Annotated in this window: 25 protein-coding genes and 3 pseudogenes; 8 read left to right on the forward strand and 20 right to left on the reverse strand. The window is 54.2% G+C overall.

Features of this window, described 5'->3' with window-relative positions; all coding sequences use genetic code 11:
• Nucleotides 1-8: 8 nt before the first annotated feature.
• The 5 genes from BCA33_RS04935 to BCA33_RS04955 form a co-directional block, all read right to left on the reverse strand.
• Nucleotides 9-932 (reverse strand): flagellar motor protein MotB, encoded by a 924-nt coding sequence (locus BCA33_RS04935; RefSeq protein ID WP_071263865.1) that lies wholly within the window; start codon nucleotides 930-932, stop codon nucleotides 9-11.
• Between the two features lie 5 nt (nucleotides 933-937).
• Nucleotides 938-1,714: a MotA/TolQ/ExbB proton channel family protein gene (locus BCA33_RS04940; RefSeq protein WP_071263867.1), complete on the reverse strand. Its 777-nt coding sequence runs from the start codon at nucleotides 1,712-1,714 to the stop codon at nucleotides 938-940.
• A gap of 66 nt (nucleotides 1,715-1,780) precedes the next feature.
• Nucleotides 1,781-2,200 (reverse strand): YkvA family protein, encoded by a 420-nt coding sequence (locus BCA33_RS04945; protein ID WP_071263869.1) that lies wholly within the window; start codon nucleotides 2,198-2,200, stop codon nucleotides 1,781-1,783.
• A gap of 150 nt (nucleotides 2,201-2,350) precedes the next feature.
• Nucleotides 2,351-3,100 carry an SDR family oxidoreductase gene (locus BCA33_RS04950; protein ID WP_071263871.1) on the reverse strand — a complete coding sequence of 250 codons (750 nt, stop codon included), beginning with the start codon at nucleotides 3,098-3,100 and terminating at the stop codon, nucleotides 2,351-2,353.
• Nucleotides 3,101-3,133: 33 nt separating this feature from the next.
• Nucleotides 3,134-4,261: an alkene reductase gene (locus tag BCA33_RS04955; RefSeq protein ID WP_071263873.1), complete on the reverse strand. Its 1,128-nt coding sequence runs from the start codon at nucleotides 4,259-4,261 to the stop codon at nucleotides 3,134-3,136.
• A 182-nt stretch (nucleotides 4,262-4,443) separates the two neighbouring features.
• On the opposite strand from BCA33_RS04955, the gene BCA33_RS04960 reads away from it, so the two are divergent.
• On the forward strand, nucleotides 4,444-5,556 hold the full coding sequence (locus BCA33_RS04960) for an S-(hydroxymethyl)glutathione dehydrogenase/class III alcohol dehydrogenase (RefSeq protein ID WP_071263875.1): 1,113 nt from the start codon (nucleotides 4,444-4,446) through the stop codon (nucleotides 5,554-5,556).
• A 140-nt stretch (nucleotides 5,557-5,696) separates the two neighbouring features.
• Here BCA33_RS04960 and BCA33_RS04965 read toward each other — a convergent pair whose 3' ends face one another.
• Nucleotides 5,697-6,743 (reverse strand): peptidoglycan -binding protein, encoded by a 1,047-nt coding sequence (locus tag BCA33_RS04965; RefSeq protein ID WP_071263876.1) that lies wholly within the window; start codon nucleotides 6,741-6,743, stop codon nucleotides 5,697-5,699.
• Nucleotides 6,740-7,468: a MotA/TolQ/ExbB proton channel family protein gene (locus BCA33_RS04970; RefSeq protein WP_071263878.1), complete on the reverse strand. Its 729-nt coding sequence runs from the start codon at nucleotides 7,466-7,468 to the stop codon at nucleotides 6,740-6,742. Before BCA33_RS04970 ends, BCA33_RS04965 begins: the two co-directional genes overlap by 4 nt.
• Before the next feature lie 148 nt (nucleotides 7,469-7,616).
• Here BCA33_RS04970 and BCA33_RS04975 point away from each other — a divergent pair, with 148 nt between their 5' ends.
• A complete protein-coding gene (locus BCA33_RS04975; RefSeq protein ID WP_071263948.1) occupies nucleotides 7,617-8,570 on the forward strand; it encodes an AraC family transcriptional regulator in 954 nt (317 codons plus the stop codon).
• Here the strand turns inward: BCA33_RS04975 and BCA33_RS19665 are convergent.
• The 7 genes and pseudogenes from BCA33_RS19665 to BCA33_RS05005 form a co-directional block, all read right to left on the reverse strand.
• On the reverse strand, nucleotides 8,488-9,348 hold the full coding sequence (locus BCA33_RS19665) for an IclR family transcriptional regulator (protein WP_217632613.1): 861 nt from the start codon (nucleotides 9,346-9,348) through the stop codon (nucleotides 8,488-8,490). The genes BCA33_RS04975 and BCA33_RS19665 overlap by 83 nt on opposite strands.
• 113 nt (nucleotides 9,349-9,461) lie before the next feature.
• Nucleotides 9,462-10,466: a porin gene (locus BCA33_RS04980; protein ID WP_071263880.1), complete on the reverse strand. Its 1,005-nt coding sequence runs from the start codon at nucleotides 10,464-10,466 to the stop codon at nucleotides 9,462-9,464.
• 95 nt (nucleotides 10,467-10,561) lie between these two features.
• Nucleotides 10,562-11,275 carry an ABC transporter ATP-binding protein gene (locus BCA33_RS04985; RefSeq protein ID WP_071263882.1) on the reverse strand — a complete coding sequence of 238 codons (714 nt, stop codon included), beginning with the start codon at nucleotides 11,273-11,275 and terminating at the stop codon, nucleotides 10,562-10,564.
• The gene (locus BCA33_RS04990; RefSeq protein WP_071263884.1) at nucleotides 11,272-12,039 is read right to left on the reverse strand and encodes an ABC transporter ATP-binding protein; all 768 of its coding nucleotides are present in this window, start codon (nucleotides 12,037-12,039) and stop codon (nucleotides 11,272-11,274) included. Before BCA33_RS04990 ends, BCA33_RS04985 begins: the two co-directional genes overlap by 4 nt.
• Nucleotides 12,040-12,041: 2 nt before the next feature.
• Nucleotides 12,042-12,998, reverse strand: coding sequence for a branched-chain amino acid ABC transporter permease (locus BCA33_RS04995; RefSeq protein ID WP_071263886.1), 957 nt, complete (start codon nucleotides 12,996-12,998; stop codon nucleotides 12,042-12,044).
• 12 nt (nucleotides 12,999-13,010) lie between these two features.
• A pseudogene (locus BCA33_RS05000) lies at nucleotides 13,011-13,873 on the reverse strand (branched-chain amino acid ABC transporter permease).
• A gap of 98 nt (nucleotides 13,874-13,971) precedes the next feature.
• Nucleotides 13,972-14,679 carry an ABC transporter substrate-binding protein gene (locus BCA33_RS05005; protein ID WP_368087217.1) on the reverse strand — a complete coding sequence of 236 codons (708 nt, stop codon included), beginning with the start codon at nucleotides 14,677-14,679 and terminating at the stop codon, nucleotides 13,972-13,974.
• Between the two features lie 149 nt (nucleotides 14,680-14,828).
• Between BCA33_RS05005 and BCA33_RS22690 the strand changes: the two genes are divergently transcribed.
• The gene (locus BCA33_RS22690; protein ID WP_368087218.1) at nucleotides 14,829-14,957 is read left to right on the forward strand and encodes a hypothetical protein; all 129 of its coding nucleotides are present in this window, start codon (nucleotides 14,829-14,831) and stop codon (nucleotides 14,955-14,957) included.
• Nucleotides 14,958-15,309: 352 nt separating this feature from the next.
• Here BCA33_RS22690 and BCA33_RS22530 read toward each other — a convergent pair whose 3' ends face one another.
• From BCA33_RS22530 to BCA33_RS05035, 6 genes and pseudogenes are all read right to left on the reverse strand, one after another.
• Nucleotides 15,310-16,221: a methyl-accepting chemotaxis protein gene (locus tag BCA33_RS22530; protein ID WP_071263888.1), complete on the reverse strand. Its 912-nt coding sequence runs from the start codon at nucleotides 16,219-16,221 to the stop codon at nucleotides 15,310-15,312.
• 164 nt (nucleotides 16,222-16,385) lie between these two features.
• Nucleotides 16,386-17,174 carry an alpha/beta fold hydrolase gene (locus BCA33_RS05015; protein WP_071263890.1) on the reverse strand — a complete coding sequence of 263 codons (789 nt, stop codon included), beginning with the start codon at nucleotides 17,172-17,174 and terminating at the stop codon, nucleotides 16,386-16,388.
• Nucleotides 17,175-17,198: 24 nt separating this feature from the next.
• Nucleotides 17,199-18,401, reverse strand: a complete 1,203-nt coding sequence (gene pcaF / locus BCA33_RS05020) for a 3-oxoadipyl-CoA thiolase (RefSeq protein WP_071263950.1) — start codon at nucleotides 18,399-18,401, stop codon at nucleotides 17,199-17,201.
• Between the two features lie 8 nt (nucleotides 18,402-18,409).
• A complete protein-coding gene (locus BCA33_RS05025; protein ID WP_071263892.1) occupies nucleotides 18,410-19,159 on the reverse strand; it encodes a CoA-transferase subunit beta in 750 nt (249 codons plus the stop codon).
• A 25-nt stretch (nucleotides 19,160-19,184) separates the two neighbouring features.
• Nucleotides 19,185-19,999, reverse strand: a pseudogene (locus BCA33_RS05030) (CoA transferase subunit A).
• A 281-nt stretch (nucleotides 20,000-20,280) separates the two neighbouring features.
• The gene (locus BCA33_RS05035; protein ID WP_071263894.1) at nucleotides 20,281-21,183 is read right to left on the reverse strand and encodes a LysR family transcriptional regulator; all 903 of its coding nucleotides are present in this window, start codon (nucleotides 21,181-21,183) and stop codon (nucleotides 20,281-20,283) included.
• 107 nt (nucleotides 21,184-21,290) lie between these two features.
• On the opposite strand from BCA33_RS05035, the pseudogene BCA33_RS05040 reads away from it, so the two are divergent.
• From BCA33_RS05040 to benB, 5 genes and pseudogenes are all read left to right on the forward strand, one after another.
• A pseudogene (locus tag BCA33_RS05040) lies at nucleotides 21,291-22,414 on the forward strand (muconate/chloromuconate family cycloisomerase).
• A 14-nt stretch (nucleotides 22,415-22,428) separates the two neighbouring features.
• Nucleotides 22,429-22,719: a muconolactone Delta-isomerase gene (catC, locus tag BCA33_RS05045; protein WP_071263897.1), complete on the forward strand. Its 291-nt coding sequence runs from the start codon at nucleotides 22,429-22,431 to the stop codon at nucleotides 22,717-22,719.
• Between the two features lie 113 nt (nucleotides 22,720-22,832).
• Nucleotides 22,833-23,774, forward strand: a complete 942-nt coding sequence (gene catA, locus BCA33_RS05050) for a catechol 1,2-dioxygenase (protein WP_071263899.1) — start codon at nucleotides 22,833-22,835, stop codon at nucleotides 23,772-23,774.
• 32 nt (nucleotides 23,775-23,806) lie between these two features.
• A complete protein-coding gene (locus tag BCA33_RS05055; RefSeq protein WP_071263901.1) occupies nucleotides 23,807-25,183 on the forward strand; it encodes a Rieske 2Fe-2S domain-containing protein in 1,377 nt (458 codons plus the stop codon).
• Complete coding sequence (benB, locus tag BCA33_RS05060; protein WP_071263903.1) at nucleotides 25,180-25,671, forward strand: benzoate 1,2-dioxygenase small subunit; 492 nt, start codon at nucleotides 25,180-25,182, stop codon at nucleotides 25,669-25,671. Before BCA33_RS05055 ends, benB begins: the two co-directional genes overlap by 4 nt.
• The last annotated feature ends 20 nt before the right edge of the window (nucleotides 25,672-25,691 follow it).

Below are 25,691 nucleotides of genomic sequence, written 5' to 3' on the forward strand. Positions count from 1 at the left end.
GTGTTTGCTTACCAGGTAATGTTGCCGGAATCGGGGCTTACGGGGCGGATATCAATGATGGCTTCGCGCTCACTGGCATTTTTTTCAATCAGCTCCCGAAGCCGTAAACGTTGTTCCTCCAATGGATCGGACATGTTGACGATGATCTCGACGCGTCGGTTTTTTGCGCGGTTTTCCGAAGAGATATTTGCCACCCGGGGCTTTGTGTCAGCCAAGCCTTTGACAGCCAGGCGGGTCGGCTCTACATCGCCTGTGGCGAGCAAGACATTTGCAACGGCTGCTGAGCGGGCCGCAGAAAGATCCCAATTGCTGTAAAAACGTGACGTCCGGATAGGAATGTCGTCGGTATGCCCTTCCACCGTCAGCTTGCCAGGCATATCGGCCAGTACGTTCGCCATCTCCAGAAGCAGACCCTCAAACTCATAAGTCAGCTCAGCAGAGCCAGACGGAAACGAGCCTTTTTCCTCTATCCGTATGACTATGTGGTGCTGATCCTGATCTTTTTCTACGGTAATTCGGCCGTCTTCAATCGCGTCTTCAAGCACCTCACGAATTCGGGAAGTACTGGCTTCCAGAGATACGTTTGCCTCGGCCTCCAAAGCCTCTTCTGTGAGGCTTTTCAGTGTTTGCAGCTCTGGCTGTTGATCGGTTGTGGTTTGCCGGATTTCGTTAACGAGGGTTGGTTCCGGGGGCGCTGGCGAGAATTTGTCAAAGATCGGGCTAGTGCCCTGGGGAATCTCCAGTGCCGGCACTTCGCGCTGAACGCCGAATGCCTTTGATAGCTCCCCGGCAATCTGCTTGAACTTCATCGCGTCTATTTCTGAAAACGACAGCAAAAGCACAAAGAAGCACATCAGCAGCGACATCAGGTCGGCAAAGGTCACAACCCAGGCCGGGATACCTGGTTTTTCCTCTTCTGGCAGCTCATCCATGGGGCTTATCCGCTGGTGGCCTCCGCCTCAGGCGTTTTGTCACGCTGGTTTGGAGGCAGGTAGCTGGAGAGCATTTGTTCGATAATGCGCGGGTTTGTGCCTTGTTGAATGGCCACCAGTGCATCGGTGTAAAGCATTTGCAGGCGAGCCTCTTCGGTCATCCGAAGTGAAAGCTTATCCGCTATGGGGGTGGCTATCATGGTGGCTATCATTGCGCCGTAAAGCGTGGTCAGCAGTGCGACGGCCATGGCGGGCCCGATGGATTTCGGGTCTTCCATGTTGGAGAGCATCTGTACCAAGCCAATCAGCGTGCCAATCATACCCATCGCTGGCGCCACATCCGCCATGGCGGTAAACACTTTGGCTCCCGAACGGTTGTGATCCAGCGTCATCAGGCGCTCCTTGTCCAGGAGCTGTTTGATGGTGTCGTTGGTCTGGCCATCTACTAGCATCTGGATTCCATTGCTGAGGAACGGTGACGCGACCTCCCGTCCTTCAAGCCCAAGAGCTCCCTCTTTGCGGGCAACGTTGGCAACGTCCACCAGTTCTTCAATGCTGGCCTGGGTTTCCGGGAGTTTGAACTTGAACGCCCGGGCAGCCGCCTTAAAAGCGCCAAGAAATTGTGGGATGCTGAATTTGGCCAGCACCACCAACATTGTTCCGCCAACAACGATCAATAGTGATGCTGCGTTGAGAAACACATCGGGTGACACGCCGAGAATAACGGCAGAAGCGATGAGTACAATTGCGCCGACAAGGCCGATCAGGGTGGCAAAATCCACATGCTCTCCGGGGATTTAACGTTATGAACTTGGGGGTGGAGAGATTACCTTTAGTTCATTATTCGATCAATCTGCTTGTGCTGTTTGTGTGAGCTCTTCTTTATATTCTTTCCAGGCCGCGTATCTGTGAAGATCCGATTCGACCAGCTTCAAACACAGTGCAACCACACCAACATCGTCCACAAAGCCAATGCCCAGGATCAGGTCGGGGATAAAATCGAGCGGGTTCATCACGTACAGCAGCGCACCTGCCATAGCTGCGATGCTTTTCCAGGGCACATCGCGGTAACTTCCGTTCCAGTAATCCTGGATCATCGAAAACATCAGTTTGATATCTGCGCTGAAACGGTTCAGTTTTCCACTGCCTTTGACCTTTTCCTCTATGGATCTTTGCCGTTCCAGTAGAGCTTCCAGGTCGGCACGGCTTACCTTCTCCGCTTCGGCATTCAACTGTTTGCGGGCATTCTTCTGGCTGAACAGAGCCATGAACAAGTGTCCTCTGTTAGAAAACGATGGATGACCGACCTGTATAGTGTCACGAAACAGGCCGGTCTGCCGCATCCACTGTATGCAGTCCGACAGGTTGTTCGGCGTGGCCTCGCCACCGCCCGAACATAGTTCAACCTGAATGCAGGTTTACATCTCTTGCGCCGTAGGACGCAGGATAATCTCGTTAATGTCCACGTCATGCGGCTGCTCAATCGCATAGACAATGGCGCGGGCAACGGCATCGGCGTCGATAGCGACCTTATAGAGTTCTTCCGCCGCTTCCGCTGCATTGGGGTCGGTGATGGTGCTGGTCAGTTCGGTGGCTATTGCGCCCGGTGAAATGTTGGTGCTGCGGATTTCGTCACCGGCTTCCATGCGTAGCCCTTCGGACAGGGCTTTGACGGCATACTTGGTCGCGCAGTAAACCGCACCACCTGGGAACACTTTGTGCCCGGCTACGGAGGACAGGTTGATCACGTGCCCGCTGTGTTGCTCCCGCATGGTGGGTAAAACTGCTGCAATGCCATACAAAACGCCCTTGATGTTAACGTCTATCATCTGCTCCCACTCGTCTACCTTGAGGGCATCCAGCGGTGCCAGGGGCATAAGGCCTGCGTTGTTGATCAGGACATCGATACGACCAAACTTTTTCCTGGCCGATGCCGCCAGGCTTTCTACCTGTTTGCGGTCGGTGACATCGGTAACCTGCCACAGGACTTCGGCACCTTTTGCCGTCAGCTCGTCGGCCAAAGACTTCAGGCGGTCTTCTCTGCGAGCTGCCAGTACCAGTTTGGCACCACGATCGGCCAGGCGACGGGCGGTGGATTCGCCCAGGCCGCTGCTGGCGCCTGTGATGATGACAACCTTGCTGTTAATCGGGTCGTTAGTGTTGCTCATAGTCTTTCTCCTGTTTGGATCAAACAATTCTGATCAAGCGCTAGTTTCAAGTTCTTTCAGTGTGGGATAGTCGGTATAACCGTGCTCATCGCCGCCGTAGAAAGTGCTGTCATCCCATTCGTTGAGAGGCGCATTCTCACGGAAGCGCTCCGGCAGATCCGGATTTGCAATAAACGGACGGCCGAAGGTAACCAGATCGCAGCGACCTTCATTGATGCGCGTGCGGGCTTCTTCGGCGGTGTAAGCGCCGTTAGCGATGTAGGTGCCTTTATAAACAGCCCGGATCGCGTCGATAATTTCTTCCGGGCGACCGTTGGCGTGGTTACCCTGGAACGAGTCTTCTACTACCTCGAGATAAGCGATGCCCAAGTCGTTCAGCTGTTTGGCGAAGGCGCTGAAGGTTTCCAGCGGGTTATCATCGTGCATTCCGTTAAAGCTGCCGGTCGGGCCAACACGAACACCCACTTTGTCTTTGCCCCACACATCTATGACAGCCTGAATGACCATCAGCGGCAGGCGCAGACGGTTTTCCAGGGAGCCGCCGTATTCGTCGGTGCGATGGTTACTGCCGCTTTTGAGGAACTGGTCCAGCAGATAGCCATTGGCGGCATGCACCTCAACACCGTCAAACCCGGCTTCCTTCGCGTTCAGTGCGCCCTGGCGATACTGCTCAACAATATCGGCCATCTCGTCGGATTTCAGAGCTCTGGGCTCAGGCACATCCACCATGCCGGAGTCTGCGCTGATAAAGGTTTTGGCACCTTCCGGCTTGATAGCTGAGGGGGCGACTGGCTGGTTGCAGCCCGGCTGTAACTCCGGGTGTGAGATGCGGCCCACATGCCATAGTTGCATGTGGATGCGGCCACCAGCCGTGTGAACGGCGTCGGTAACCTTTTTCCAGCCATTAATCTGGTCCTGAGAATGAATGCCCGGTGTGAAGGCATAGCCCTTGCCCTGGGGTGAAATCTGAGTCGCTTCACTCAGTATTAGCCCAGCAGACGCCCGTTGCTGATAATAGCGCACGTTCATGTCGTTCGGGATATCGCCGGGCTGGCTTGAACGTGAACGGGTGAGCGGAGACATCAATATGCGATTGGGCAGCGTGAGATCGCCCATAGTGAATGGCTGAAATAGCGGGTCGTTCTGCTGTTGATTGCTCATGAAGGTTGCACCATGGTTCTGTTCGTCGATAAGGTCAGACGTCTATCTGAATGATAAGGTTTCGTGTGCTGTTCGTCGTTATGGCGGTCATACTAGACCGGTCGTCTAGTATGCGTCAAACGCTCAGTATCCGAAATAACCGTAACTCTTTAACCGTAATTCTGCCTGCAAGGAGATGTCCCGTGATTAAATCCCGTGCCGCCGTGGCTTTTGCTGCCAACCAGCCGCTGGAAATTGTAGAAGTGGATGTCGCACCGCCCCAGAAAGGCGAAGTTCTGGTGCGTATTGTGGCTACAGGTGTGTGTCATACCGATGCCTACACCCTTTCAGGTGCCGACCCCGAAGGCCTGTTCCCCACCATTTTGGGCCACGAAGGCGGTGGCATTGTGGAAGCGCTGGGCGAAGGCGTAACTGGCCTTGAGGTCGGTGACCACGTAATTCCGCTGTACACAGCTGAGTGCGGCGAGTGCAAATTCTGTACCTCTGGCAAAACCAATCTGTGCGGTGCCGTGCGCGCAACCCAGGGTAAGGGCGTGATGCCCGATGGCACGTCCCGCTTCTCGTATAAAGGCGAGCCGCTTTATCACTACATGGGCTGCTCAACCTTCTCGGAATACACCGTGTTGCCAGAAGTTTCTTTGGCCAAAATTCCTAAAGAAGCACCTCTGGATAAAGTGTGCCTGCTGGGCTGTGGCGTAACCACAGGCATTGGCGCGGTACTGAATACTGCCAAGGTTGAAGAAGGTGAAACGGTTGCGATTTTTGGCTTGGGTGGCATCGGCCTGGCCGCCATTATCGGCGCCAAAATGGCCAAGGCCGGTCGTATTATCGCGGTAGACATCAACCCGGGTAAGTTCGAGATTGCACAACAGCTTGGCGCGACTGAGGTGGTTAACCCGAAAGACTATGACAAGCCCATTCAGGAAGTGATCGTCGACATGACCGATGGCGGCGTGGATTACTCGTTCGAGTGCGTTGGCAATGTTCAGCTTATGCGTTCAGCGCTGGAGTGCTGCCATAAGGGCTGGGGTGAATCCATCATCATCGGCGTGGCCGGTGCGGGAGAAGAAATCAGCACCCGCCCATTTCAGTTGGTTACCGGTCGAGTCTGGAAAGGCTCAGCGTTTGGCGGCGTAAAAGGTCGTACAGAACTGCCGGGCTATGTGGAGAAGGCAGAAAAAGGGGAGATTCCGCTGGATGTTTTCATTACCCACGAAATGCCCCTGGAAGACATCAACAAGGCGTTTGATCTGATGCACGAAGGCAAGAGCATTCGCACTGTGATTCATTTTTAACGTAGACGTTTAATACGCCATGGCTTGGTGGAGCAAGCAGCCAGGCGCCTTTCAAACCCAGGGCCGCCCCTGGGTTTGACCTCATTGCCGGGGCGGCTCTTCGCCCCACCACAGAACTTGCAATGGGTGAAGGGCCTCAGTTAGCGATCCGTCAGCTTGATCTCAATGCGTCGGTTCTTCTGCAAAGCACCCGCCGTGGTGCCTTCCGCAACCGGGAAGAACTCGCCAAAGCCCGCTGCGACCATGCGGTTTTGTGGTACGCCCTGACCCGCCAGGTAGCGAACAACGGACACGGCACGTGCGGTTGAAAGCTCCCAGTTGGAGGGGAACTGTGGCGTGTTGATGGGAATCCGATCGGTATGCCCATCAATACGCAGAATCCAGTCCAGGTCTGCAGGGATTGTTTTAACGACTTCGAGCAGCACGCCGGCCAGTTTATCAAGCTCGCGCTTGCCTTCTGTTCCTAACTGGGCAGAGCCGGAAGCAAAAAGTAGTTCTGACGGCAGCAGGAAACGGTCACCGACCACCCGGATGTTTTCATTGGCCGCCAGTATATTCCGTAGCCGCGAGAAGAATTCAGATTGGTACTGTTCCAGCTGGTTGACGCGCTCTGCCAGTAGCGTATTCAGGCGTCGGCTGACATTCTCCAGTTCCCCTTCTTTATCTGCGGTCATTTCCTTTTGCAGGTTCAGAGCAGTGGTTATTTGCTGCAGCTGGTTCTGGAGCGATGCAATCTGGTTGGACAGTCGCATAATCATGTTCTGCTGGCCGACGGAAAGTTCGTCCTTGTCGTCCAGCTCCTGGTTCATGTTCGCCAGCCTTTCCGCCCTGGCTTCGGCATCAGCTGTCTGTTGCATCAGTTGGTTACGGGAAGCTTCCAGGCGGTCTTGCAGGTCTTCGTTCTGAGCCTGGCTGTCGCTGAAACTGCTCTGAACCGTGAGCATTTGCTGCTCCAACGCTTCCGTTTTGTTCTGTTCCAGCCCCAACAGTTGTGATATTTCGTTCAGCCGCTGGTTCAGACTGGCCAGCTCGGAGTTACGGTCAGAGAGTGTCTGGGAAAGATAAAGCTGGCTCACCACGTAAACCAGCAACATGAATATCACCAGCATCAGCAGGGCCGAGAGCGCGTCTACGTACCCAGGCCATACATTAATGTTGCTGCGGCTTCGGCGTCTGGATCCGATCATGGTTGGGGGTCGTTACTGGTGAATGGGTCCAGCAGGTTGGTAACACCGGTAAGCCATTCTTCCAGGCCGTCATAGAACCGGTTTTGAGCATGGCCCGCCTGGATGTCTAAAAAGCCAAGAATGAGAGAGCCGCCAAGGCCAAACAGCGAGGAGCTGAACGCCGTACCCATGCCTTGCAAGGGCGTTAGCAACCCGGCCTGGAGATCTGCGAATACTTTGCCAAAATCCCCCTGGCCCATGTCCAGGTTGGTAATCACTTCGCCCACTGCATTGATGGTGCCGAGCAAACCCCAGAAAGTGCCCAGTAGCCCGAGAAAAACCAGCAGGCTGATGAAGTAACGGGTGATTTCTCGCTGCTCATCCATTCTCGAATGAATGCCATCCAGCACCGTACGGAGAGACATGGTAGATAGCGTGAAGCGATCCCGCTTGGATTCTTCGCCCAGTTGCCGTGCCAGGGGTTTGAGCAGGCGGGGCTCCTGTAATACCGAAAGCCCGGAGTGGCCGGTGCGGAACTGGGAAATCCAGCGCAGTTCGGGAAACAAGATAAACACCTGACGATAGGTAAGCCCGATACCGACAATCAACACGGCAACAATCAACAGGTTGAAAACCCAGTTTGCCATAAACGCCGATGCCAGCGGCTTGTGGATCAATACGCCAACGATTGCGACAACCGCGAGAAAGAGCGTCATCCAGAAAAGAGTGTGTTTTGGGTTACTCATGTGGCTCCTGCTGTCATAAGGATTCCCTCGAAACATAGCACAAACATGATGATTACAAGGTAGAAGATCTCTTAGATCTAATTTGTTGATCGCATCCATGGATTCATATAGAGTGAATTGATTCATAATAAATACAATGGTGCGAAAAATGTTCTCCCAGTCGCTTGCCACGTCAACGATTTTCCATGGTGCTCATCCTGAAGAGGTGTCGGCGTTCGTTAATCAGCATATCGGAGGACACAGCCTGGATCTGCTCTCTGGGGAGAACCTTGCTGCAAGCCTAAGCTTTGGAGAGTTCGCAGGTTTGGGGCTCTCAAGAGTCAGTTATGGGAACCACGTCAGGGTCAAGTCCCCCGCACTGGATGACATATATCACTTTCAGGTGGTGACTCGGGGTGAGTGTCGCTGGCGGCAGAATGGGGACGTTATACGATTGCGTCGCGGGCAGGCACTGATGGTTAATCCGGACGAGGTTATTGACCTAGAGTACACTCAGGAATGTGAAAAGGTGATTATCAAGGTGCCTGCATCGATAATGAAATCTATTTGTAGCACTGAGAGTTCTGTGCGTGAGCAGATGGTGCGTTTTGATCGCCTGCCAATAGATATGCGGCTTTGTCCATCCTTGATGAGTATCCTTGACGCCGTCTTTTCTGAGTTTGAAGAATCTGGCGACTCGAATCCTGGGCCTATTACCTTGTCGTACAGGGAAATTGTTCTGAAAAAACTGCTCAAGGTTTTTCCTAACAATTTGAAAGCTTCGGATAACGTTCAACCGGTTTCCCCCTCTATGGAGCGTATAATCCGTTATATAGAGGAACATGTGAAAGAAGATATTGAGCTTGAAACGCTCTCTCAAATTTCCAACATGAGTATTCGCTCTATCTACAACGCTTTTTCAAGGATGTTCTCAACGACCCCCAAAAGTTATGTGAAACTTATTAAGCTTAGACGTTTGAGGAGTGACTTGCTGCAAGGCAACTGCCGGAATATCACTGAAGCTGCACTGGATTACGGTTTTAGCCACCTTGGTCGTTTTTCCTCAGATTATCGCAAACGGTTTGGTGAGCTGCCATCTGAAACCATGCGACTGGCGGGTTGACCACATATTTGACGTGTAATCTTTTCCACGCATTGGCGCACTTGATTAAACAATTCCGAGCCTCGTTGATATCAGTGTCCTGCTCAAGGCCAAGTAGTGTAATTACGGTAACTATGTTCCCGTTCAGGTCAAATACAGGCATGCTCAATACATTGATTTCGGGGAGGTAGTCGCTGAAAAAAGCGCAATAACCTTTCTCCCGAATTAACTCTAAATAACTCCCCAGTTTTTCTCTAGGTATGTCTTTTCTATTATGTTTTGGTAGTGTCGGTGATTGCCGATAATAGTGGTCAATCAGCTCCTTTCGGCGTTTTTTTGGCATACTTGCAAGGTAAATTCGACCAGATGCCGAATTAAGGGCCGACAACTCAGCGCCAAGGCGCACATTGACTGCAATTGGTTGGCTGGAATCAAGCCACTTAATAACAAGTGGCCCGTTGCCATTCCAGACAGTAACTGAGACCGTCTTGTCAGTTTCCTCATTTAGTAGGTCGACAGCCGCATAGGACAGCTGAATTGGGTTAATACGGCGCAGCGCCGAGATACCAAGAGTTAAGCTGGAGTTCCCTAGAGTGTACTGGGTCTGGTTGACCTGGTTTATATAATCCTCGCGCAGAAGGCTCACAAGATACTTATGGGCACGGCTGGGAGACAGGTCCAGTGCGCCAGATAGTTCCTTTAACGTCGGTGGCTTTGCGGCGTTGGAAATATAATTAAGAATGCGAAGGCCGATCTCTAGGGAGCCGATTCCTTGTCGTCTGGGACTCTCTTCTGCCATGGATATTGCCGTTATAGGGTAGAGAATTGACTCGATCGATGAATCATAACAGACGCCAGAAAGACGTTTAGCGCCTGTTATTTTATCGAAGTTTTTACTTCTGAGTGCTCGATTTAGAACGAGTATTTTGCCATCAACTCGACTTGTTGTCCCCTTGGGATGAGAGGGCCAAACGCCAGGTTATACTTTCGCCATTCCAATCCAACTTCCAGGTCGCTCATAATATTATGGATCACGTTTACGCGTTGAGCCTCATAGTTGGTGCCGGCGTTATCATCAACTTCCACCGCTGTGTATGCCAAATTGGCCCGCCACTCGGGGTTAATCACATAACGGAAACCGACATCAAAGCCTGTTTGGCTAACGGCTTCGCCGTTCTCAATATCGGGCGATGACAGGCTATTATTCACGCCCACACCAGTGAAAGCGCCAAGACCTTCTCCGTAATGAGCGTTTATGTTGATGCTGTGAGGTCCAATCATGAACTTGGAGCCGATGGCTCCGCCACCAACAAAGTCCCCATTCTCTATCTCGCGACCGGATGCAGTTAGGATGACACGGTGGCCGCCGTTGAGATTCAGCGTGTAGTTGATCGCCAGGTCCGGGGTGTCGGCATCATTATTGACTGGATCCTGTGCGGTGAAACGAAAGCCCGCTACCTCGTGACTAATCAGGTTGGTGCGAAAATTAAAACCGCCCAAAGTTCCTCGGGGGCCACCAAGAAAATCCAGATAGTCGTGATAGGCAACCGCCCAGAATTGGCCAGTCCACGTTTGACCTACAGTGGTCTGATCAACCTTGATGAACGCATGACGTAACCGAAGGTCGTTGTTTTCACCGGGGAAAGTGCCGCCGTAAAAATCGCCTTCAACAAAACCGACGATGGTGTGTCCTTGCTTTTTTGTGACGGTTTTAAGGTTAACTCGGCTTTGGTTTGATCGGCCAAAAATACGGGAGTCCCCGTCGTCTACTTTTTCGTAGATACCCTCGGCTTTGAAATAGCCGCCAATGCTGAATGCTGTGTCGTTGAATTCGCCGAGATCAATGGCATTTGCTGCGGGGGTAGTGCCGAGGGCGCATGAAATTGCCAGCGCTAACAGTGGGTTACGATAGTTCATTTGCTTTCTCCTTTTTATTTGGCACATGAACTATCGGTTATCCGGGCCCGATCAAATATCCGGTTAATGAACATTCCTATCCGTTTTCTGTACGTTTAGACACTGAGCGCTGTTTCGACGTTCTCCAAGTTCTGGGTCAGTTCTTCAGAGCTGCCATCAAAGTGAATTTTGCCTTTTACAACAACCACGTGTCGGTCACATAGTTTTTTCAGGGCCTTGATGTTTTTATCCACCACAAGCGTGGAAATGCCGGACTCCCGGATGGTCGCAATGACATTCCAGATGTCTTCCCGGATCAGTGGGGCCAGGCCTTCTGTGGCTTCATCGAGCATCATAAGCCGCGGGTTGGTAACGAGTGCCCGACCGATAGCCAGCATTTGCTGCTCTCCTCCCGAAAGTTCCGTGCCCAGGTTCGACAACCGCTCCTGAAGGCGGGGAAAGGTTGCCATGACCCGGTCGAAATCCCAGTCGGATTTGCCATTTCTGTCCGGGCGGGCGGCCATCTGCAGGTGTTCCTTCACGGTCAGGTTGTGAAACATGCCCCGGCCTTCCGGGACATACGCGATATCGCGGCGCATTCGCTTCCAGGTTGGTAGCTTGCTGATGTCCTCACCGTCGAAATAAATATGGCCACTGCGTGGTAACACGATGCCCAGGATCGATTTCAGCGTGGTGGTTTTTCCCATGCCGTTGCGGCCCATCAGGCTCATGGACTGACCCTTTTCAAGCCGGAATGACAAGTCGTGGAGGATATGGCTGCGGCCATAAAGGGTATTGAGGTTTTTTACTTCCAGAAGTGTAGTGTTCATGCGGCTTCCTCCTCGTCGTCCTTACCCAGGTAGGCTTCTTTCACTCGAGGATCATTGCGCACCTCATCCACGGTGCCGGTAATCAGATGGGTGCCGTTATCAAGCACGGTCAGCTGGTCTGAGAGTTCGAAAATGGCATCCATATCGTGCTCTACCAACACAATGCTGTAAGTTTGCTTGAGTTCGTTCAGTAGCTCGATAATGCGCAGGGATTCCTCGTGACCCATGCCTGCCATGGGTTCGTCCAGCAGCAGGATGCAGGGATCGGTTGCAAGCACCATGGCCAGTTCCAGCTGTCGCTGTTCACCGTAGGATATTTCCGCCGCGATAGTGCTAATCCGGTCGGCCAAACCAACCTGGTGAAGCGCTTTTTCCGCAGCTTCCCTGACCAGCTTGTTGGCATGGCGTGATGCAAACAGATTGAAGCTGCCCGCAAAGCGGCGTTGGGCTGCCACTGCGCAGTTTTCCAAGCAACTGACATCGGCATAGATATTGGTTTTCTGGAAACTGCGGCCGATGCCACGGCGCACAAATTTCCAGGGCTTCATGCCCTCTATCTGTTCGCCCTTGTGGAGAATGCAACCACTGGTGGGCTTCAGCGTGCCGCATAGCATGTTAAGCAAGGTGCTTTTGCCAGCCCCGTTAGGGCCTACCACTCCGTGCAGTTGTTTATCATGGAACTGCAGCGAAATATCGTTGAGTGCCTTGATGCCACCCCAGTGTTTACTGAGGGATTCGGTTTCCAGAATGATGTTGTTGGCCATGATTATTTCTCCAGCAGTTTTTCAAGATAACCGGCTAGGCCTTTGCGCAGCAGCAAGACCATCAAGATGATGGCGCCGCCCATGAACAGCTTCCAGTCTTGGCTCACGTGCTCGAAAAAATACTGCAGACCCTCGTACGTGATAGTGCCGAGAATGGCGCCGTAGATCGTTCCCATGCCCCCGAGAATGGACATTACCAGCGCGGTACCAGACATCTCCCAAGTCATGAATTGCGGATTCACGTAACCGTATTGCAAGGCAAACAACAAGCCAGCATAGGCCGCCAGGGTACTGCCGATGACGTAACTGATCAGGCGGAAGGCGAAGATGTTGTAGCCCAGCGCCTCAGTACGTTCCGGATTCAGGCGGCTGGCTTCGATAATCCGGCCAAAACGCGAACGTAAGACGATCTTTATCGTCAGCAGGGTAATGAGCACGCCCAGCAATGCCAGGTAATAGAAGTGCGTCGGGTTATCGAGATTCAGGAAGCTGAGGCCAAAAATACTGGTCTCCGGCTTCATGAAAATAAACAGGCCGTCCCCACCGCCGAATTCCAGCGAGTCGAAGAAGAAGTAATAGCCCATTTGCGATATGGCCAGAGTGATCATAATGAAGTAGATGCCAGATGTGCGAAGCACCACGGCGCCAATAACCAGTGCGATCAGGGCGCTGATCCCCATTACGTAGAAAGCATAAACCCAGAAGTTGACCGCTTCATACTCGGGGGTAAGGATGACGAACAGGTACCCCCCCAGACCGTAGAAGAGGGCATGTCCCAAGGTTACCAGACCAACACGCCCGACCAGAAAATCAAGCGACATCACGAAGACGGCCAGGATCAGGATGGTGGTAACTTTTCCCACGAAGAACGAGTTGTCCTCCAGGAACAGAGGAATACAAAGGGCAATCAGGAAAAAGATCGCCAGGAAAATGCGTTCAGTGCGCTTTTCAAAAATCATGTTCGGCTCCGCTTACTTTGCGAACAGGCCCTGGGGTTTCACCAGCAGCACCAGGATCATAAAGATGTAGATAATCATGTTGGACATGGTCGGTATCAGGACCGCCGCAAAGGTGCTGATAATCCCGACAAGCAGAGCACCCACGAAGGCGCCCTTGATGGAGCCCATGCCGCCGATGACCACCACCACGAAACAGGTAATCAGTACGCTTTCTCCCATACCCGGAACAATGGAACTCATGGGCGCGGCAATAATGCCTGATATGGCAGCCAGCATGACGCCGATGGCGAACACAATGGTGTAGAGCTTTTGATATTAACGCCCAGAGCTTCAACCATTTCCCTATTGGATTCACCGGCACGAATCAGCATGCCCAGACGCGTTTTGCTCACCAAAAAATACAACGCAGCAGCAATGGCGATGCAGATTACAGCCGCGAAGATGCGGTAAATCGGATAGCTGGAGTTGTCGGTAAAGGGTACTGAGCCGCTAAGCGCATGTGGAACGGCCACGCCGTAGGGGTCGTTGCCCCAAAGGATGCTTTGCAGAGAATTGAATACAAATATCATGCCTATGGTCAGCAGCACCTGGTCAAGGTGATTGCGGTTATAGAGCCGCTGTATCAGCATTCGCTCTATGAGTATGCCCAGCCCCAGAGCGATCACGGCTGAGAGAATGGCGGCCACAGTAAAGCTGCCGGTCAGTGCAACGAAGTACCACACCAGATACGCGCCCACCATATACATGGAACCGTGGGCGAGGTTGAGAATGCCCATAACGCCGAACACCAGGGTTAGCCCGGAGGCGATCAGAAACAAAAGCAACCCGTACTGGACGCCATTGACGAGTTGCACAAAGAAAAGTTCGGTAGACATAACGGAACCCAACGGTTTTACGGAAAATTCAGTTCAGGTGCGGGTAGGGAGCTTCGAATAAGCCCCCGGCGAGTGCCGGAGGCTAGCGGAACCCGCGCTCAGAGCTTGCAGCCGCGGGCGGGATCTTCCAGCGCTTCTGCAGCTACGCTCTGCACCACGTTCACGCCATCCTTCACTTCCCGCAGATAGATATTCTGGATCGGGTTATGAGCCTTGGAGAAGGTGAACTTTCCCCTTGGGCTGTCGATGGTCAATTTCTCCATGATGGCGATTGCGGCCTGTTTGTCCGAGATGTCGCCGTTGAGCTGGTCCAGGGTGCTGGCAATAGCTTGTCCGGCGTCATACCCCTGAACTGCGTAGATGTCGGGGTAGTGACCGTATTCGGTATTAAAGGCTTCGCGGAATTCCCGGTTTTTGGGAACATCAAGCTCTTCGGCGTAGTGCAGGCCAGTAATCACGCCCTCCGCGGCTTCGCCCTGAGCTTGCAGGGTGCCCTCGGTAAGAAAACCGGAGCCCAGCAACGGGATCTTGCCGCGCAGGCCCATGGCGTCGTAATCCTTCACGAATTTGATGGCGCCGCCACCGGCGAAGAAGGTGAACACGGCGTCCGGGTTTTTGTCGGCGATGGCACTGACGTGAGACTGGAAATTGGTAGACGGGAAGGGCAGTAGTACTTCCTCGATAATCTCACCGCCGCCCGCGGTAAACGATTCTTTGAATGCATCCAGGCTCTCGCGACCCATGCCGTAGTTCCAGCTGATGGCATAAACCTTTTTATAGCCTTTCTCCAGCGCCACCTTGCCCATGGGGTAAGACGGCTGCCAAGACGAAAACGACGTGCGAAATACGTTGGGGGAGCACAGTGGCCCGGTTGCGGCGGCGGAACCCGCGTTCGGATGATCATGATGGTGTCCTTGCCTCGCAGCATCTTGATCATGCCCATGGCAACGCCAGAATGGACCGGACCAATTACGAAATCCGCTTTGTGCTGATTGAGCATCGAGGACGCCAGTTCCGGCGCGCGGGACGGTTTGGCTTCGGTATCCAGCTCAATGAACTCCACCGGAGATCCATGCAGCTCTGATGCGTGTTCCTTCAATGCCAGCTTAAGGCCATCCCGACCCGCTTCGCCAAGTTGCGCGTAAATGCCACTAAAAGGCAGCATGAGACCGATTTTTACTGGATCGCCCGTGGCCGCCAGGGCGGCAGAAGAGAGTCCGGCGGTAAATGTGGTTGCCAGTACTGCACTGGCAAGGAATGTGATCCTGCTCATTTCAACACCTCAGATTGTTGTTGTAAGTTCTGCTATTAGAGGCGTGAAGTCGCTATATAAATATCCGTTTTCTGCACGGGGGTGTCCGGTGATTGCAGCGCTGGTGGCTAAGCGTTGCAATTCAGTCGTTTGCCCGACAAAAAAAGGCTAGGGAATCTCGGTGTTATGCGCTGAGATCCGTGTAAAGTTGATGGGTGAGGTTGCGCTGAACCTGCAGCCGGTCGGTAATGCCCTGTACCACCTCCATGCGTGCCACCGCACCGGCCTGAATATCCTTCATGGCTTGCAAGGCTTCGCCCGACTGGCCCAGACACTGGCTGCAGGACTCCCGGATTTGGTCCATGCCATTACCGGCCTCGACCGAGGTTGTATTGAGGCTGTTGGCGATGGCGCGAATGCCCTCGCTGGATTCGTTGGCACGCACCGCCAGATTGCGCACTTCATCGGCGACCACGGCAAAACCACGACCGTGTTCCCCTGCCCGGGCGGCCTCAATAGAGGCATTCAAAGCCAACAGGTTGGTCTGTTTGGCAATGTCCTGAATTTTACCCACGATGCTGCCAATCTCTTTAGACTGCATGCCAAGCTGGGTAAAGACGTCATCAATGCGACTCATGAAGTTCACCAGTTCCCGTATAGACGCCTCGGATTCGGAAATGCAGTTCGCGCTTTGGGCTACTTTGGCCCCGGACGCTTTGGCGAGTTTGCCGGCCTCGTCCATCTCGGCAAGTATGACATTCACGTTGCTGTGCAGATCATCCAGGTGACTAATCAGCATGGGATCTGGTGATTCCGGAGCCGGGGGCGGAGCTTGTATCTCCGGCTCTTGCACAGGTTCGGGTGTCGGTGCTTGTTCCCGGACCGTGACCGTCACTGGCTTTAATCTGGCGCAGAGTATCAGCGCGGTGGTGGCCAAACCGAGGGTCAGGGCTGCGAGAGCGACCTGGATCGAAGCGTCAGCCATAATCAGCAGTGCGGCTGAGCTGGCAATTGCCGGAACCAGTGTTCCGTAGACCAGGGCCTTGGAAGGTCCGGGGTGAGAGGTTTCTTGTTCGAGGGGGACGGTATTGATCATGGTTCTGTTTCCACTGGGCAAGAGTTCGCATCGTGGATAAACGCTAAGGCTTTTTGTGCGGCGAGCTATCCGCGCAGTGCAGAGCTTTGTCCGTATTCTGAAAAGCGAGGCTGCAAACACGAAACCAGGCCCCTGACGACAAGGCCTGGCTTCAGGGCTGGCGTTCAGGCCAGGTTATCAAGCAAGATCTGATTAAGTTTGTCCGGGCATTCCACGGAGGGCACGTGACCAACCCGCTCGAGGATCACCGGTGCCTCGGCGCCGCTGAACTGGGCCAGGGCTTGCAGTGTCTCTGGCGGTGTCGCGACATCGTCGGCCCCACCCACCAGCACCAGGGGTGTACGACGGTTTTGCAGTTTTTCCCGGAAGTCACATTCGCCCAGCATCTCGCACAGCAACGCATAGCTGCGATTATCAACGCGTCCCAGGATGACGCGCCAGCCCTCTATCAGGGTGGGCTGCTGATCACAGGCGGCAGGGCCAAACCAGCGTGGCACTATGTCCACTGCCATGGTATCAAGACCGAGTTCCATGACGCTCGCTGAGCGGCTGTTCCAGGCCTCGGGCGTGCCAATGACGGCGCCGGTGTTGGTGAGCGTGGTGGATAGCAACCGGTCCGAATGCTGGCTGAGGAGCTGCTGGCCAATCACGCCGCCAATAGAAGTGCCGATAAAGTGGAAGTTCTCGGCGGCAGCAACTGCAGCGAGCGCGAGGGCTTCCTGCGCCAGCTCTTCTGGAGTGATTTGGTCGGATTCTTCCGGCCAGGCGCTGCTGGCACCGTGCCCCGGCAGATCCCAGGTCAGTACCCGGAATTTACCCAGCAATGTGGGCAGCATGTCGTCCCATACGCCCTGGGTCATACCCAGGGGATGCGCCATGAGGAGCAGCGGTTTCGCGCTGTCACCCAGCAAGCGATAACAGATGGTGCGGCCGTTGTGTTTGAGAAATGCCATGGGCTCTCCTTACTTCCGTCTGTTTCAGACCCGTTCGATGAGTGTAGCAATACCCTGGCCGACACCTACACACATGGTGCATATGGCGTAGCGGCCGTTGGTGCGCTGGAGCTGATGGGCCGCCGTCATTAATAATCGGGCGCCGGACATGCCCAGAGGGTGGCCGAGGGCAATGGCACCACCGTTCGGATTCACCCTTGGATCGTCATCGGCGACGCCCAGTTCACGCAGGACCGCGAGGCCCTGGGCGGCAAAGGCTTCGTTCAGTTCGATCACGTCGATGTCATTGATGCTGACGCCCTGCTTCTCCAGCAGTTTGCGAACGGCGGGCACCGGGCCAATGCCCATCACGCGTGGCTCCACTCCGGCCGTGGCCATGCCCAGAATGCGGGCCATGGGTTTGAGACCATGAGCCTTAACTGCACTCTCACTGGCGACCAGCATGGCGGCGGCACCGTCGTTCACACCGGAGGCATTGCCAGCGGTGACGCTGCCGCCGTCACGGAAGGGTGCAGGCAGGGCGGCCAGCTTCTCCAGGGTGGTGCTGCGGGGGTGTTCGTCGGTATCGAACACCAGCGGTTCCTGTTTGCGACGCGGAATTGAGATTGCGACGATCTCTTCGGCCAAGGTGCCCGCCTGTTGCGCCTGGGCGGTTTTTTGCTGGGAGCGCAACGCAAACAGATCCTGATCTTCCCGCGATACGTTGAACTGTTCGGCGACGTTCTCGGCGGTTTCCGGCATAGCATCGATGCCATACTGCTTTTTCATCAACGGATTTACAAAACGCCAGCCAATAGTGGTGTCTTCAATCTGCTGTTTGCGGGAAAACGCGCTGTCGGCCTTGCCCATGACGTAGGGCGCACGGGACATGGATTCCACACCCCCGGCCAGCACCAGGTCCATCTCGCCTGCGCGAATGGCGCGGAAAGCTGTGCCTACGGCATCCATACCAGAGCCGCACAAACGGTTGAGTGTGGTGCCGGGGACTGAGGTAGGCAAGCCCGCGAGCAACGCCGACATGCGCGCCACGTTGCGATTGTCTTCGCCAGCCTGGTTGGCACAGCCCATCATCACTTCCTCGATGGCGGCAGGGTCCAGTTCCGGGGCCTGTTCCAGTACGGCCTTGAAGATATGGGCCGCCAGGTCGTCGGGGCGAATGCTGGACAGGGAGCCGCCGAAGCGGCCAATGGCCGACCGGCGGGGATGGCATAGATAGACGTCAGTCATGATGGATCTCATTGTTGGCTGGCATGGTGGGCGTTGGTGCGTGCCTTCAGGTCACGTAGTACTTCCAACTCCCTGGTGCCGGGTTCCGGTGTTGTTGCCAGGTTTTCTGCAAAGCGAATGTCCCAGCCGGTGGCCGCAATCACGTCTTCTCGGGTCACGTTTGGGTGCAGGGAGCTGACCACCAGTTCTTTGGTTTCTGGATCCGGTTTCAGAATGCACAGGTCGGTGATCACCACGGTTGGGCCATTGCCAATGTTAGGTACGTTATCCCGGGCTTTGCCGTCGCGGCCGAAGCCGACAGTGGTCACAAAATCCACATCTTTAACGAAGGTGCGTTTGGAATGTTTAACGGTAATGAATACTTCCTTCGCACTGGTGGCAATCTCCGGTGCGCCACCACCGCCAGGCAGGCGGACTTTGGGCTCGCGGTAGTCACCAATCAGGGTGGTGTTCAGGTTGGCGTAACGGTCAATCTGGGCGGTGCCCAAGAAGCCGACGCTGACGTGGCCACCTTGCAGCCAGTAGCGGAACATCTCCGGTACCGAAACCGTGGTCAGGGCAGACTCGCACAACTCGCCGTCACCTATGGAGAGCGGCAGAACATCTGGTTTGGTCTGCAAAGTACCGGACTCGTAAATCAGGGTCACGTCCGGCGCATGGGTTAGGCGCGCCAGGTTGGCCGCCTCGCTGGGCAGGCCGATACCCACAAAACAGGTCATGCCGTTGGTCAGTGCGCGAGCGGCAGTGACGCTCATCATTTCCGAAGAGGTATATTCAAGCTCATCACGCAGCTCCTTTTTCAAACACGTTTTGTTTCAGCCAGGCCTGGAAGGTTTCGCGGTCACGAGCGATGCCGTCCCATTCTTTGTAGAAGGCGTTGTCACGGTCGTAGTAACCCAGTGCGTAGGAAGGACTGGCGCCCTTCGGAGCTTCGGCGATGGCAGTGATAGCCCAGGACGGCAGTACGCAGGCATTCACGGAAGCGCCAAGATCATCGACGATTTCCTCAACGGTAACGATGCTGCGCTTGGCTGCCAGCACCACTTCCTTCTGGATGCCGATAATGCCCTCAACGAGTACGTTGCCTTTGCGATCGGCGCGCTGGGCATGAATCACGGAGACATCCGGGCGAACCGAAGGCACCGCGGCCAGGCGCTCACCGGTGAAGGGCACTCAATGAATTTGATCTGGTCATTCACTTTCGGCAGGTCGCTGCCCACATAGCCGCGCAGCACGGCGAGCGGCAGCCCGGCGGCTCCGGCTTCATAAGCGCTGGCCATGGCGGCGTGGCTGTGTTCGAGGATTTCCAGCTTGTTCGGCCAGCCGTTCTCAACGGCATCCCGCAGGCGGTGAAGTGAGCCCACGCCGGGATTGCCGCCCCAGGAGAAGATCAGTTTTTTCGCGCAGCCAGCACCGATCATCTGGTCATAAACCAGATCCGGGGTCATGCGGATCAGGGTCAGGTCTTGTTTTTCCTGACGTATGATTTCATGGCCCGCGGCGAACGGAATCAGGTGGGTGAAGCCTTCCATGCAGACCGTGTCGCCATTGTTGATGTGGCGGCTCACGGCCTCCTTCAGGGAGAGAAATTCAGCCATCACAGAGTCTCCATTGCAGTGATTGTCAAAGTTCGATGTGCGAACATAAGTTTAATATGCGAACATAATGGCTCGAAGGTTTTACCGTCGTCAAGTATGAATTTTCACCAGTTACAAAAATGCACGGATGTTCGGACACCGAACTAGCTGTTAGCATGCAAGTGCTGTCTTTTGGGCGGTAAAGGAGCAGGGATGGGCAGTCAGGTTCTTAAAACCGGAGATCGGGACTATGTTGGTGCGCAAGTATCCGGGCTTCGCTCTGTCGCGGTGCCGGTGTTGAGTCAGGGGTAGCGCCCGGTGAGTCGGTTTTCCACCAGCTCATCCAGAATGGTATTTGCCAGCCGCATCACTGCGTTGGGATTTTCGCCTTTTCGCCTTGATGCAATTACCGGCACAGTAATGCTGTCGTCCTCCAGGGGCATGTAGTCCACCCCTTCCCTGTGCACGCGCCGGATCTGTTCCGGAACCAACGTAAAACCCATATCCGAGGCCACCAGGGATAGAGCGGTCTGCACGTCATTGACCTGTTGCATCACGTTAACGCGCAGGCCGTAGCGATGGAACAGACTCTGGGTCATGTCCGCGAAATTGGGGCCGGGGGTAGAGGGAAAGGTAATCATCGGCCATTCCGATAAATCCTTAAGGGTGGGTGGGTGCTTGGTTAGAGAGCTGCCGGCGGGTACCGCGGCAATCATGGGCTCGTCAAACAGCAGCGTCTGTTCCACGTCGGGGTCTTCAATCCGCACGCGACCAAAACCAATGTCTATCTTGCCTGCTTTCAGTGCATCCACCTGCTCCCGTGTCTTCAATTCATGAAGGACGATTTCCAGATTTTTGTTGCGCCTCAAACGTCTGACCATAAATGGCAGCTGCCCATAAAACACTGAGGGCACGAAACCGATCGAGAACAGCGTTTTTCGATGTTGTGCAATTCGGCGAGTGTCGTTAATCGTGCCGGAAACTTTGTTGAGAATCTGCCGCGCCTGTTCCAGGAAATACTCTCCTCCAGTGGTCAATTGAAGCCCCCGGGGTTTGCGGATAAATAGCTCTACCCCCAACTCCTCCTCCAGTTGTTTGATAGCCCGGGTTAGGGGCGGCTGAGCAATAAACAGCTTTTCTGCCGCCCGGGTCAGGTTCAAGGCTTCCGCTACCGCTACGAAATATCGTAAGTGTCTGAGCTCCACTCATACCTCCAGGGTATTGGTTATTACTAAATCAATATTAGTGCGGGTGAGTAAAACTGCGTACTGTTCAAAATATAAGCTTTTTCTACTTGTGATTTGGAGAGTAAATGTTCGCAACAATTCGGTCCATTGAAGCCATTCTGGTAGATATACCAACCATTCGGCCGCACCAGCTGGCGATGACAACCATGGGTGTTCAGACCATGGTAATCGTGCGAATGAAAGACTCTGAAGGGCTCGAGGGGCTAGGTGAAGCCACCACCATAGGCGGCCTGGCCTACGGCCAAGAGAGCCTGAAAGTGTAAAGCTTACCATTGAAGCCTATTTCAAGCCGCAACTTGTGGGGCAGCCTGCGGATAACATCAATACCTTGAGGGTAATGTTAAACCGCTCAACCCGAGGCAACAACCTGGCGCGGTCAGCCATTGAAACCGCGTTGCTGGATTTGCAAGGAAAGCGGCTGAACCGCCCTGTATCTGATTTGCTTGGGGGTGCGTTGCATCAGCATATTCCTGTGCTGTGGACATTGGCCAGCGGCGACACCGCCAGAGACATCGACGAAGCGCTGAGCTTATTGGCGCAAAAACGCCATTGCGATTTCAAATTGAAGATCGGATCGCGCCGGGTGATGGATGATGTTCGCCACGTTGCCGCTATTAAGGAGGCAGTGGGAGAGCAGGCGAGTGTGCGGGTCGATGTGAATCAGGCCTGGGATGAAACCACAGCGACCAAAGGGATGGCAGAGCTTCAGTCGGCCGGCATTGATCTGGTCGAACAGCCTACCCCGATGAAAGACCTTGGCGCCTTGGTTCGACTCTCCCGGAAGTTTCATATCCCGATTCTGGCGGACGAGTCCATAGCGGACGCGAAAGATATGTTTGCCCTGGCCGCCGCAGGTTTTGCCGGAGCCGTAGCAATGAAAATCGCTAAAGCCGGCGGTCCTACTCGTGCTCTGGAGCAGGCAACTGTAGCCCAGGCTGCGGGTATCGGCTTGTACGGAGGCACATTGTTAGAAGGCACGATTGGGACGGTAGCGGCCCTTCACGCATGGTCTACGTTGGAGACCCTGCATTGGGGTACGGAGATGTTTGGTCCGCTGCTTATGAAGGACGACATCGTAACCAAGCCGCTGAATTTTCATAACAATGGCGTTGATCTTCCGGCGGGGCCGGGGCTGGGCGTCGAAATAGATGAAGACAAGCTGGCTGAATACCGCCGCAAAGATCAATAAACGGAGGAGCTTGCATGCTGTTCAAAGTTGAAATGAAGGTCAATCTGCCCACCGATATGCCTGCAGATGTCGCGGTTGATATCAAAACACGCGAGAAAGCATACGCCGAGGATCTGCAAAAACAGGGCAAGTGGCGCCACTTGTGGCGTGTAGCGGGCAGTTACGCAAATGTCAGTATTTTCGACGTTGAGGACAATGCCGAATTACAGGAGCTGATCAGCAATCTTCCGCTGTTTCCCTATATGGACATTACCGTTGCGCCCCTGTGCCGTCATCCGTCCTCAATTCACGAGGATGATCGCTAAGCAGGAGCTGTGAACCAAGTGCCGGTGTCTTCGTGGAAGAGGGGCGGCATATATGACGTTGCCAATTGAGAGCTGTCTTGAGCAACAAAAATAAAAGATCGAGGAGATCAACAATGACCGTTAAAACAATGCAATCAGCCGATGTCAAAGAACTACTGGATAAAGTGGCTGGCTTCGACAGAGACGGCGGAAATGAGCGCGTTAAAAAAATCGTTCATCGCGTTATGCGCGACATCTTTCAGATCGTTGAGGATTTTGATGTCACACCAGAAGAATTCTGGAGCGCTGTTTATTACGTCGGCGAATTGGGCGCAAATGGTGAGGCCGCCCTGTTGGCTCCGGGATTGGGCATGGATCGTTATCTGGATATCCGCCAAGACGCTGAAGACGAGCAGGCCGGTTTAACTGGCGGAACACCCCGCACGATTGAAGGCCCTCTTTACGTTGCAGGAGCACCAATGAGTGATGGCTTTGCCCGCATGGACGATGGATCCGACGAAGGCGCTGAGGTGGTTCTGATCAAGGGTCAGGTCACAGACGAAAAGGGCTCGCCACTGGCCAACGCCATTGTCGATATTTGGCATGCTGACACCAAAGGCGCCTATTCGTACTTTGACCAGTCACAGAGTGAGTACAACCTGCGCCGTCGCATCAAGACAGATGCCCAAGGCCGTTACGTCGCTCAAAGCATCATGGCTTCTGGCTACGGGGTTCCGCCGGAAGGTTCTGTTCAACAGCTTCTGAACCATTTGGGCCGCCATGGCCAGCGCCCTGCGCACATTCACTACTTCGTGTCGAAGCCGGGTTACAAACACCTGACCACCCAGATCAATATTGCCGGGGACGAGTACACCTATGACGACTTCGCATTCGCAACCCGCGAAGAGCTGGTGGTGGAAGCCAACCGCGTTGAGCATTCCGAAACCGCTTCCGAGCACCGTTTAAATGGTCCGGTCACCGAGGTTGAATTCAACATAGTCCTGGTTGCCACGGATAAAGCAGAACTCCAAGAACGCCACGCACGTCAGCGCGCCCTGCAAACAGACGCTGCGTAAGTGCCATCCAAGAACAAAACGGAGTGAACGACATGACTACCAAACTCGACAAGCTCGCAGAGAAGGTGCGCAATGCAGTCGTCGCGGATCCGGAGACCGGCCGTTATCAATGTGATCGCGGCATATTCACGGATCGGGAACTGTTCGACCTGGAAATGAAGTACGTTTTCGAAGGCGGCTGGGTGTATCTGGCTCACGAGAGTCAAATTCAGGAACCCGGGGATTACTACACAGTCACGGTTGGTCGCCAACCAGTGGTCGTTACCCGCACCAAAGATGGCGAGCTGAAAGCCATTCTGAATACATGCTCTCACCGTGGTGCCACCCTGTGTCGCAAAAAGCGTGGAAATAAAACCTCCTTTACCTGCCCGTTCCACGGCTGGACCTTTCGTAATGACGGCCAACTGCTGAAGGCAAAGGACCAGAAGGTGGGTGGTTATCCGGAACAGTTCAATACCGATGGTTCCCACGACCTGAAGCAAATGCCGAAGTTCAGCAATTATCGTGGTTTCCTGTTTGGCAGCCTGAGCTCTGACGTGATGCCGCTCGAAGAGCATCTGGGCGAAACCACCAAGATTATCGACAACATTGTGGACCAATCCGAAGACGGCCTGGAAGTCCTCAGGGGCAGCTCGACTTACACCTACGACGGCAACTGGAAGCTGACCGCAGAAAACGGCGCCGACGGTTACCACGTTGGCACCGTGCACTGGAACTATCTGTCTACTATGGGGCAGCGTAATTATGACAAGGGGGGAACCGAGGCGGTCGACGCCAAGAGTTGGTCGGCACAGGGTGGCTTCTATACCTTCGAAAACGGCCATATTATGCTGTGGACCCGCTTGCTGAACCCGGAAGTGCGCCCGATCTTCAGTCAACTGGAGCGCCTGAAAAAGGCCTACGGTGAGGCTCGTGCCGATTCTATTGTTCGTACCACGAAAAATCTGTGTGTGTATCCGAACGTTTACATTATGGATCAGTTCTCTACGCAAATTCGTGTGACGCGACCGATTGACGTTAATAAGACAGAAGTAACGATTTACGCGTTTGGTCCAAAGAACGAGCCCTCTGAACTTCGAGCCAAGCGTATTCGTCAATATGAGGATTTCTTTAACGTGACGGGAATGGGGACACCGGACGATCTGGAAGAATTCCGTGCCTGCCAGAACGGTTATGAGGCCAGCGGTATGCGCTGGAACGACATGAGCCGTGGTGCCAAGCACTGGATTGACGGCCCCGACGAACACGCCGATCAGATTGGCATGAAGCCGGTCATGAGCGGGGCCAGGCCGGATGACGAAGGCATCTACGTGAACCACCATCAACACTGGCAAGTTGAAATGACTCGCGCGATTGAAGCCGAGCGTGCGCGCTTCATTCCATTGACGTCAGGGGAGGAGACCGCATGAGCCTCAGTTATCACGATATCGAACAATTCATCATCCGCGAAGCCCGTTTTCTGGACGACCGGGAATGGGACAACTGGTTGTCGTGCTATCACGAAGATGCCACATACTGGATGCCCGCTTGGGACGATGATGGGGAGTTGACCGAGGATCCGCAAAGCGAAATCTCGCTCATCTACTACCCCAACAAAGACGGTCTGGAAGATCGGATTTACCGGATCAAGACGGAGCGTTCCGGTGCCAGTTCTATGCCGGAACCACGGACAACGCACTTCACGAGCAATCTGGAGATTCTGTCCCAGAACGACAGCGAAGTGAAATTGCGCTTTAACTGGTTGACCAAGGCCTACCGCTATAAGAAAGCGGCTGAGTTTTTCGGGACGTCTTTCTACACGTTGGACATCACAGGCGAACAACCGTTGATCCGTGAGAAGCGAATCGTTCTGAACAATGATTGCATCCATCAGGTGCTGGACGTTTATCACCTTTAATTGATGGGGAGAGCATCATA

The organism is Marinobacter sp. AC-23 (assembly GCF_001858325.1).
Taxonomy (GTDB): Bacteria; Pseudomonadota; Gammaproteobacteria; order Pseudomonadales; family Oleiphilaceae; genus Marinobacter.

What these genes read in the sequence shown, in the direction of transcription:
- BCA33_RS04935 (WP_071263865.1), bottom strand. Translation starts at nt 932, where the DNA reads ATGGATGAGCTGCCAGAAGAGGAAAAACCAGGTATCCCGGCCTGGGTT.
- BCA33_RS04945 (WP_071263869.1), bottom strand. Translation starts at nt 2,200, where the DNA reads ATGGCTCTGTTCAGCCAGAAGAATGCCCGCAAACAGTTGAATGCCGAA.
- BCA33_RS04950 (WP_071263871.1), bottom strand. Translation starts at nt 3,100, where the DNA reads ATGAGCAACACTAACGACCCGATTAACAGCAAGGTTGTCATCATCACA.
- BCA33_RS04955 (WP_071263873.1), bottom strand. Translation starts at nt 4,261, where the DNA reads ATGAGCAATCAACAGCAGAACGACCCGCTATTTCAGCCATTCACTATG.
- BCA33_RS04965 (WP_071263876.1), bottom strand. Translation starts at nt 6,743, where the DNA reads ATGATCGGATCCAGACGCCGAAGCCGCAGCAACATTAATGTATGGCCT.
- BCA33_RS04970 (WP_071263878.1), bottom strand. Translation starts at nt 7,468, where the DNA reads ATGAGTAACCCAAAACACACTCTTTTCTGGATGACGCTCTTTCTCGCG.
- BCA33_RS04975 (WP_071263948.1), top strand. Translation starts at nt 7,617, where the DNA reads ATGTTCTCCCAGTCGCTTGCCACGTCAACGATTTTCCATGGTGCTCAT.
- BCA33_RS19665 (WP_217632613.1), bottom strand. Translation starts at nt 9,348, where the DNA reads ATGGCAGAAGAGAGTCCCAGACGACAAGGAATCGGCTCCCTAGAGATC.
- BCA33_RS04980 (WP_071263880.1), bottom strand. Translation starts at nt 10,466, where the DNA reads ATGAACTATCGTAACCCACTGTTAGCGCTGGCAATTTCATGCGCCCTC.
- BCA33_RS04985 (WP_071263882.1), bottom strand. Translation starts at nt 11,275, where the DNA reads ATGAACACTACACTTCTGGAAGTAAAAAACCTCAATACCCTTTATGGC.
- BCA33_RS04990 (WP_071263884.1), bottom strand. Translation starts at nt 12,039, where the DNA reads ATGGCCAACAACATCATTCTGGAAACCGAATCCCTCAGTAAACACTGG.
- BCA33_RS04995 (WP_071263886.1), bottom strand. Translation starts at nt 12,998, where the DNA reads ATGATTTTTGAAAAGCGCACTGAACGCATTTTCCTGGCGATCTTTTTC.
- BCA33_RS05005 (WP_368087217.1), bottom strand. Translation starts at nt 14,679, where the DNA reads ATGGGCAAGGTGGCGCTGGAGAAAGGCTATAAAAAGGTTTATGCCATC.
- BCA33_RS22690 (WP_368087218.1), top strand. Translation starts at nt 14,829, where the DNA reads ATGGACCGGACCAATTACGAAATCCGCTTTGTGCTGATTGAGCATCGA.
- BCA33_RS22530 (WP_071263888.1), bottom strand. Translation starts at nt 16,221, where the DNA reads ATGATCAATACCGTCCCCCTCGAACAAGAAACCTCTCACCCCGGACCT.
- BCA33_RS05015 (WP_071263890.1), bottom strand. Translation starts at nt 17,174, where the DNA reads ATGGCATTTCTCAAACACAACGGCCGCACCATCTGTTATCGCTTGCTG.
- pcaF (WP_071263950.1), bottom strand. Translation starts at nt 18,401, where the DNA reads ATGACTGACGTCTATCTATGCCATCCCCGCCGGTCGGCCATTGGCCGC.
- BCA33_RS05025 (WP_071263892.1), bottom strand. Translation starts at nt 19,159, where the DNA reads ATGATGAGCGTCACTGCCGCTCGCGCACTGACCAACGGCATGACCTGT.
- catC (WP_071263897.1), top strand. Translation starts at nt 22,429, where the DNA reads ATGCTGTTCAAAGTTGAAATGAAGGTCAATCTGCCCACCGATATGCCT.
- catA (WP_071263899.1), top strand. Translation starts at nt 22,833, where the DNA reads ATGACCGTTAAAACAATGCAATCAGCCGATGTCAAAGAACTACTGGAT.
- BCA33_RS05055 (WP_071263901.1), top strand. Translation starts at nt 23,807, where the DNA reads ATGACTACCAAACTCGACAAGCTCGCAGAGAAGGTGCGCAATGCAGTC.
- benB (WP_071263903.1), top strand. Translation starts at nt 25,180, where the DNA reads ATGAGCCTCAGTTATCACGATATCGAACAATTCATCATCCGCGAAGCC.